This is a genomic window from Ideonella sp. P3_A4 (assembly GCF_056403075.1).
The window spans coordinates 1-1,510 of record NZ_JBFUGE010001005.1 but is presented as its reverse complement, the minus strand read 5'-3'; the positions used below and the strand labels follow the sequence as shown (position 1 = coordinate 1,510).

Below are 1,510 nucleotides of genomic sequence, written 5' to 3'. Positions count from 1 at the left end.
CCGCTTTCCTGGCCCTGATGTGCGGCACGGTTGCCAGCGCGCACGAGATGAGCATGGCCGAGATGCAGCTGCGCGAGGTCGCGGCCGGTCAGTTCCTGATGCAGTGGACGGCGAGCGAAAAGCGCGCTGCGGCTGAGGTGCTGCATCCAGCCTGGCCGGCCGGTTGCATTCCGGAGGCCGACATGCTTCGCTGCGGCGAAGCTGGCTTGAAAGGCCGATTGAGCATCGACGGCGTCGGCAAGGACTATTCGGCCGCGATGGTCAAGGTGTTCTGGCTCGATGGGCAGAGCCGCGTGTACACGTTGACCGCCGGGCAGCCTTCGGTGCAACTCTATGGCGCCGCCGACGACGAGCGCGGCATGGCCGAGATCGCAAAGGCCTATGCGGTGCTGGGCGTCGAGCACATCCTCAGCGGGTTCGATCACTTGCTGTTCGTGGCGGGGCTGCTGTTCCTGGTGGGCTTCAACCGCCGGCTGCTGTGGACCATTACTGCATTCACGGCGGCCCACAGTCTGAGCTTGGGCTGCAGCGCGCTGGGATGGCTGACGCTTCGCTCGCCGCCGGTTGAGGCCACCATCGCCGTGTCCATCGTGCTGGTGGCCGCCGAAGCCCTGCACACGCGCCAGACCCTCAGCCGGCGTTGGCCCGCGCTGGTGGCCTTCCTGTTCGGGCTGGTTCATGGCCTGGGATTTGCGGGCGCCCTGAAGGAGATCGGCCTGCCGCAGCAGCATCTGCTGATGGCGCTGTTCACCTTCAACGTGGGCGTTGAAGCCGGTCAGCTCATGGCCGTCGCAGTGGCCTGGCTGGTGTACCGCGCCTGGCTGCGCTGGCCGCTGTGGGTGCATGCGCGTACAGCGGCCCTCTACAGCATCGGCTCACTGGCGGCGTATTGGTCGTGGCTGCGCGTGGTGAGTATTTTCATTCCCTAGCACGTGCGCCACCGCCTGAGCCGGGCAGCTCTTCGTCCAGGCGGCGTCGGTCGCCGGTGGAGGTTGCAGGCATCCTCGGATGCGTCATGCCTACGAGAATTCGCGACAAGCTTGTTGCTCCGCGCAGCACTGCCGATTGGGTAGAGTAGGGACGACCTGTCACCCTCCCCTAACCACCATGAATACAACCTTTGTCGGAAGCTGCCATTGCGGTAATGTTGCGATCGAAGTCGAGGGCACCATTGAGAGCGCTCTGGCCTGCAACTGCTCCATTTGCGCAAGGAGAGCTTCGCTGTTGTGGTTTGTTCCCCGCAGCAACCTTCGGCTAAAGACTCCAGACGAAGCGGCAGGCACCTATCAGTTCAACAAGCATGTCATCAAGCATCGCTTCTGCCCGAAGTGCGGAATCCACGTCTTTGGCGAAGGCACAGATCCCAAGGGAAACGCCGTCGCAGCTGTGAATCTTCGATGTGTAGAGAACATCGACCTTGCAGCGATTCCCGTTCAAAACTTCAACGGCAAGTCAATGTGACGCCCAACCCCTCCCTCAAGGGGACCTGCCTACGGCAGGCCCCTTACGT

General features: G+C 63.1%; 2 protein-coding genes. Both read left to right on the top strand.

Annotation, left to right across the window (positions count from 1 at the left end):
- The first annotated feature begins 218 nt into the window (after positions 1-218).
- Positions 219-929 carry a HupE/UreJ family protein gene (locus tag AC1DYI_RS35310; RefSeq protein WP_477208755.1) on the top strand — a complete coding sequence of 237 codons (711 nt, stop codon included), beginning with the start codon at positions 219-221 and terminating at the stop codon, positions 927-929.
- 178 nt (positions 930-1,107) lie between these two features.
- Positions 1,108-1,461: a GFA family protein gene (locus tag AC1DYI_RS35305; RefSeq protein WP_477208754.1), complete on the top strand. Its 354-nt coding sequence runs from the start codon at positions 1,108-1,110 to the stop codon at positions 1,459-1,461.
- Positions 1,462-1,510: the final 49 nt, after the last annotated feature.

Coding starts and splice junctions, on each gene's coding strand:
- AC1DYI_RS35305 (WP_477208754.1), top strand. CDS start 1,108: ATGAATACAACCTTTGTCGGAAGCTGCCATTGCGGTAATGTTGCGATC.